Genomic DNA, 5,995 nt, shown 5'->3' with positions numbered 1-5,995 from the left:
GCATCACCCAGCCCCATGACTCCTTTCGTCGACTTCCAGCGCGTATCGCTGGCCTATACCCCTGCCCAGGAGCGCTCCGGTGAATACGCCGTCGAGGACATCAGCCTCACTATCGGCCAGGGGGAATTCGTCGCCATCGTCGGCCCCTCCGGCTGCGGCAAATCCACCTTCATGAAACTGACGACGGGCCTGAAGGCGCCCACGCGAGGCACCGTCGTAGTCGGCGGACAACCTGTCAAAGGGCCGCTCAAGATCGTCGGCATGGCATTCCAGGCGCCCAATTTGCTGCCCTGGCGCACCACGCTGGACAACATCCTGCTACCCTTGGAAATCGTGGAGCCGTACCGCTCCAACTTCCGCGCCAAGCGCGCCGAGTACGAAGAACGGGCGCGCGCCCTACTCGCCACGGTGGGGCTCGACGGCTATGAGCACAAGTTCCCGTGGGAACTCTCCGGAGGCATGCAGCAGCGCGCCTCGCTGTGCCGCGCGCTGATCCACGAACCCCAGATGCTGATGCTCGACGAACCGTTCGGCGCCCTCGACGCCTTCACGCGCGAGGAGCTTTGGTGCGTGCTGCGCGACCTCTGGACCGCCCGCAAATTCAATGTCGTGCTCGTCACGCATGACTTGCGCGAAGCCGTGTTCCTGGCAGACACGGTATACGTGATGAGCAAGCGGCCCGGCCGCATCCTTGCCCGGCGCGAGATCGACCTGCCGAGGCCGCGAGAGCTCGAAACGACTTACACCGACGAATTCAATTCCCTGGTGCACGAGCTGCGCACCCGGATCGGACATTGAACCCCATGAACAAGTTTGCTGAACGCACCGCCCCGATCGCCTTGCTGCTTTTCGTCATCATCCTGTGGGAGATCATTTGCCGCGCATTCCAGGTCTCGGAATTCATTTTCCCGAGCCCGTCACAGATCCTGCAGGCAACGATCGACTACGCCCCGGTCATCGCCCAACACGCCTGGCGGACGTACTGGGTCACCATGGCTGGCTTCGGCATTTCCATCGTGGTCGGCGTGGTGCTGGGCTTCATCATTGGTAGTTCGCGTGTCGCGTACACGGCCTTCTATCCGCTCATGACCGCCTTCAACGCCCTGCCCAAGGCGGCCTTCGTGCCCGTGCTGGTCGTATGGTTCGGGATAGGCATCGGGCCGGCCGTGCTGACGGCGTTCCTGATCTCCTTCTTTCCCATCATGGTGAATATCGCCACCGGCCTCGCGACGCTCGAACCGGAACTGGAGGACGTGCTGCGGGTGCTGGGCGCCAAACGCCTGGACGTGCTGCTGAAGGTCGGCCTGCCGCGCTCCCTCCCTTATTTCTACGCTTCGCTCAAAGTCGCGATCACGCTGGCGTTCGTGGGTTCCACGGTTTCGGAAATGGCCGCCTCGAACGAGGGCATCGGCTACCTGCTCGTCTCCGCGGGCTCTGCGATGAAGATGCCGCTTGCCTTCGCGGGCCTGGTGGTGATCGGCATCATGGCCATGGCAATGTACGAGCTCTTCGCTTACATCGAGAAACGCACCACGGCATGGGCCCATCGTGGCACCCACGGGGCATAGCGCCGCACCGGGCGCTTGCGCGCCCGGAATGAGACTGCCTGTAAGTGTCGCTACATAATCCCCGGAAAACCTGGGAATCGCGACAGAGATTGCGTACTATTGGGCAACGTATCCTCCAGCCGCGATCACCAGGTGCCTTCTCCCCGCTCCGCGCCCATCACGAAGGTTACGGACTCGTGCGCTAGCGAGCCGATCCACATTCCGGGCAGCATCCAGCCGCACGGCTTTCTATTCGTGCTCGATCGAGCCAATGGCACCATCCTGCAAGCCAGCGAGTCGGTCCTGCGCCACCTTGGCATTCCCGCATCCGCGCTGCTCGGCGCCAAGCTGGCCGAACTAGTGCGCGACCCCGACGGCGAATTTCCTCAACGGCTGGAAGCGGCCACCCAAGCTGAACACGCTCCGTTTCACCTCGGTTCGCTCACATTCTTGAGCGGCTCCGGTGATTTCGACCTGGTGGTGCACCGCAGCGGCGAGGCGATTCTCGCGGAGTTCGAACCGGCGGCGCCTGCCTCGCAATTGGCCGGCCTGGGCGATTTCGTGGGCCGCGCGCAACAATGCGAGACGGTAGACGACCTTTGCGAACTCGCCGTCGAGGAAATCAAGAAGCTCACCGGGTATGGGCGAGTCGTCGCTTATGAGTTCAATAGCGAAGGGCACGGCCGGGTCAACGCGGAGCGCCACGACCCCGGGTACGTGTCCTTCCGGGGGCTGCACTTCCCGGCCAGCGACATACCGGAGCAAGCCCGTCGACTCTACCTCGTCAACCGCTTGCGCTGCATCCCGGACGCCCGATATGAGCCGTCCCCGCTGGTGCCGAGCGACAACCCCCTGACTGGAGCACCGACGGACCTAAGCTTCGCCGAGCTGCGCAGCATCTCGCCGTCTCATCTGCGCTACATGGAAGCCATGGGCACGATGGCCTCCATGTCGATATCGCTCGTGGTCCAAGGACGGCTGTGGGGCATGATCTCGTGCCACCATGCCCAGCCCCGCACGGTGCCGCTCGCCGTCCGGACCCAGACCAACCTGCTGGCGCAGATCGTGTCGCTGCAGATTGAAGCGCGGCGGGCACAAGGCGAAGCTGCGCGCCGTCATGAGCTGCAGCACCTGACGGGCATGCTGCTGTCCGCCATGGCCGAGCACGACAATGTCCCGGCCGGCCTCATCAGCGTGCCCCAGGCCCTGCTGGAATTCGCCCGGGCCGGGGGGGCCGCCGTGGTACACAGCGGCGAATGCCTGACCGTCGGCCAGACACCGGAGCGGGACGACATCCTGGCGCTGTGCGCCCGGCTCCCGGGCATGGCCAAGTCCGGACTGTTCCATACGCGCGACCTGCCCGCGGTCGCGCCCGAGTTCGCGTCCGTCCGCAAGCAGGCCTGCGGAGTGCTCGCCATTTCGATTTCCGAGCTGCATCCCAATTACGTCCTCTGGTTCAGGCCCGAGTGGATACGGAGCATCAACTGGGCCGGGCGCGGGCCCATACCGGACGCGGAAGCGGCAGCCAGGGCCACCGAACGCACCTTTCGTCCGTGGCCGCAGGAGATACGCGGACAGTCGCTTCCCTGGGAACCCTGGGAACTGGACAGCGCGGCAGAACTGCGCACTGCCATCACCGGCGTCGTACTGCGCAAGGCCGAAGAACTGGCAGGCCTGGCCGACGAGCTAGGCCGCACCAACCAGGAGCTAGAGGCGTTTTCGTACAGCGTTTCCCACGACCTGCGCGCGCCGCTGCGCCATATAGCCGGCTATGCGGAATTGCTCCAGGAGTACGAAGGTGCGCAATTGTCCGCGCGAGCCTCCCGCTACCTGGCCAACATCGGTGACTCCGCACGCTTTGCCGGGCGCCTGGTCGACGCGCTGCTCACCTTCTCCCAGATGGGCCGCTCGGCACTCAAGCCCACGCAAGTCAACCTGACGCAGACGATGGAACAGATCCGCAGGGAATTGGCCCCGGACCTACAGGGCCGCGAGGTGGACTGGGTGTCCCACGAACTGCCGGAGGTGTATGCGGATGCAGGCTACATCCACCTGGCGCTGCGCAACCTGTTGTCGAACGCCATCAAATACACGCGCGACCGGGAGCCGGCCGTCATCGAGGTCGGTGCCCATCCGCAGGGCGGTGGGCACGTCATCTACGTCCGGGACAACGGCGTCGGCTTCGACATGAAATATGCGGGCAAACTTTTCGGCGTATTCCAACGCCTGCACCGCATGGAAGATTTCGAAGGCACCGGCATCGGGCTCGCCAATGTCCGTCGCATCGTGGAACGGCACGGCGGTCGCGTCTGGGCCGAGGGCGTCCCGGACCGGGGCGCGACCTTTTACCTGTTCCTCCCCGGAGCCGACTCCGGCGCCGCCGCAGCACCGTCCGCAAGCCATAAGAACTCGCGAAGCTGATCATGATGCTCAAGCCTATCCTGCTGGTCGAAGATAACCCCCGGGACCTGGAACTGACCCTGATCGCCCTGGAAAAAAGCCAACTGGCCAACGACGTCGTCATCACCCGGGACGGCGCCGAAGCTCTGGACTATCTCACCCGGCGCGGCCCCTATCAGGAGCGTCCGGCGGGCAATCCGGCGGTCATTCTCCTCGACCTGAAACTGCCCAAGATGGATGGGCTGGAGCTGCTTAGGCTCATCCGGGCCAGTGCGGACCTGCGCAATGTGCCGGTGGTCATGCTGACTTCCTCCAACGAGGAAAGCGACCTGGTGCGTGCCTATGCCCTGGGCGTAAACGCCTACGTGGTCAAGCCCGTGGACTTCCCCGATTTCGTGCGCGCAATCAGCGATCTGGGCGTATTCTGGGCCGTGCTCAATGAACCGCCTCCGGGATCCTTGCGACGTGCCCGCAACCTGACACAGGAATAACGCCCGGAGCCTGCCGAAGTGAACTTGCCCGTCATGCGAGTGCTGCTGGCCGAAGACGATCCCCACGATGCGGAATTGACCCTAGAGCGGCTGGCCCGGGCCGGGCTGGACGTCGAAAGCGTCATCGTCAATAACGAGGCCGACTTCATCAAGGCCTTGGACAGCGGTGGCTTCGACCTCATCCTGTCCGACTTCCACATGCCCGGATTCTCCGGCAGCGAGGCGTTGCGCATTGCGCGCAGCCACCCCTCCGCGCTGCCGTTCATTTTCGTATCCGGCGTACTCGGGGAAGAGCATGCCGTGGACATGCTCAAGGAGGGAGCGACCGACTACGTGCTCAAGCAGCGCCTGGACCGGCTTCCCATCGTCGTACGCCGCGCCCTGGACGAAGCCCGGGAGCGCAAGTCCCGCCACGATGCCGAACGGCGCCTGCGCGAAAGCGAAACCTATTTTGGCCAGCTGATCGACGCGCTGCGGGACTACTCCGTCGCCACCCTGGCGCTGGACGGCACCATCGAAAGCTGGAACCGCGCCTCGGAGTGGTTGTTCGGGTATCCGGCCGAAGAAGTGATCGGACGGCCCGGCGACATGTTCAACCTCCCGCCGGAGCCGGGCCAAGCCCCAGAACGCCCCCTCGTCGAGCAGCTGGCGGAAATCAGCTCGGGGTCGAGCTTGGCCGAAGAACGTTGGCTGATGCGCAAGAACGGCGCCACCTTCTACGCTTCGGTCGTGACGACTGCCATCTTCGGCAACGGAGGCGCGGTGCGCGGCTACTCGCGCATCGTGCGCGACATGACCGACAGCCGCATCGCGGCTGACCTACTGCAAGCGGCAAAAGAACAGGCCGAAGCCGCCAATCGCGCCAAGGACCGCTTCCTGGCCGTGTTGTCGCATGAATTGCGCACGCCGCTCGGCCCCATCTACGCAGCGGCGCAAGCGCTGGACCTGCGCCAGGACCTCCCCCCCGAGTGCCGCCGCAGCATCGAACTGATCAAGCGCAACGTGGAGGTCGAAGCGCGGCTCATCGACGACCTGCTGGACATCTCCAAGATCGTCAACGACAAGCTGAGCCTGCACCTGGAACCCACGGACCTGGTCGCCATCCTCAACGGCATCGTCGAGATTTTCCGCGAGGAGGCCGCGGCGCGGCACATCGACCTGCGCTACACCCCCCTGCCCTATCCCGTCATCGTGCAGGCCGACCCGGCGCGGTTGCAGCAAATCATTTGGAACCTGCTCAAGAACGCCATCAAATTCACACCGCGGGCAGGCCGGATCAGCGTCACCATGTACCAGCCCGCGCCCGGCAAGATCGCCGTGGACGTCTCGGACACCGGCATCGGCATACCCCCGGACGCCCTCAAGCGGATTTTCGAGGCCTTCGAACAGGGCGATGAAGATTCTTCGCGGGCGCGCGGCGGGCTGGGACTGGGCCTGGCCATCGCCAGCTCGCTCGCACAACGCCACGGCGGCACGCTGAGCGTGCACAGCGAAGGACAGGGCAAGGGCTCGACATTCACCCTCACCCTGGACGACCCCTCCGGCAGCGTGCCGCAC

General features: G+C 64.7%; 5 protein-coding genes. All 5 read left to right on the top strand.

Going from position 1 to position 5,995, the window contains the following annotated elements; all coding sequences use genetic code 11:
• Positions 1 to 798, top strand: a 798-nt coding sequence (locus tag IRZ12_RS14885) for an ABC transporter ATP-binding protein (protein WP_296469961.1), incomplete at its 5' end; no start/stop codon positions are given.
• 5 nt (positions 799 to 803) lie between these two features.
• Positions 804 to 1,568, top strand: coding sequence for an ABC transporter permease (locus IRZ12_RS14880; protein ID WP_296469958.1), 765 nt, complete (start codon positions 804 to 806; stop codon positions 1,566 to 1,568).
• 99 nt (positions 1,569 to 1,667) lie between these two features.
• Positions 1,668 to 3,968 carry an ATP-binding protein gene (locus IRZ12_RS14875; protein WP_296469956.1) on the top strand — a complete coding sequence of 767 codons (2,301 nt, stop codon included), beginning with the start codon at positions 1,668 to 1,670 and terminating at the stop codon, positions 3,966 to 3,968.
• A gap of 5 nt (positions 3,969 to 3,973) precedes the next feature.
• Complete coding sequence (locus IRZ12_RS14870; protein ID WP_296469964.1) at positions 3,974 to 4,438, top strand: response regulator; 465 nt, start codon at positions 3,974 to 3,976, stop codon at positions 4,436 to 4,438.
• A gap of 18 nt (positions 4,439 to 4,456) precedes the next feature.
• Positions 4,457 to 5,995: ATP-binding protein (locus tag IRZ12_RS14865; RefSeq protein WP_296469954.1), on the top strand; the 1,539-nt coding region annotated here is incomplete at its 3' end.

Source organism: Pigmentiphaga sp., assembly GCF_019689535.1.
GTDB lineage: Bacteria > Pseudomonadota > Gammaproteobacteria > Burkholderiales > Burkholderiaceae_B > Pigmentiphaga.
This window is presented reverse-complemented; position numbering and strand designations above follow the sequence as displayed.

Excerpts from the sequence above, each read along its gene's own strand:
- IRZ12_RS14880 (WP_296469958.1), top strand. The coding sequence starts at position 804 with ATGAACAAGTTTGCTGAACGCACCGCCCCGATCGCCTTGCTGCTTTTC.
- IRZ12_RS14870 (WP_296469964.1), top strand. The coding sequence starts at position 3,974 with ATGCTCAAGCCTATCCTGCTGGTCGAAGATAACCCCCGGGACCTGGAA.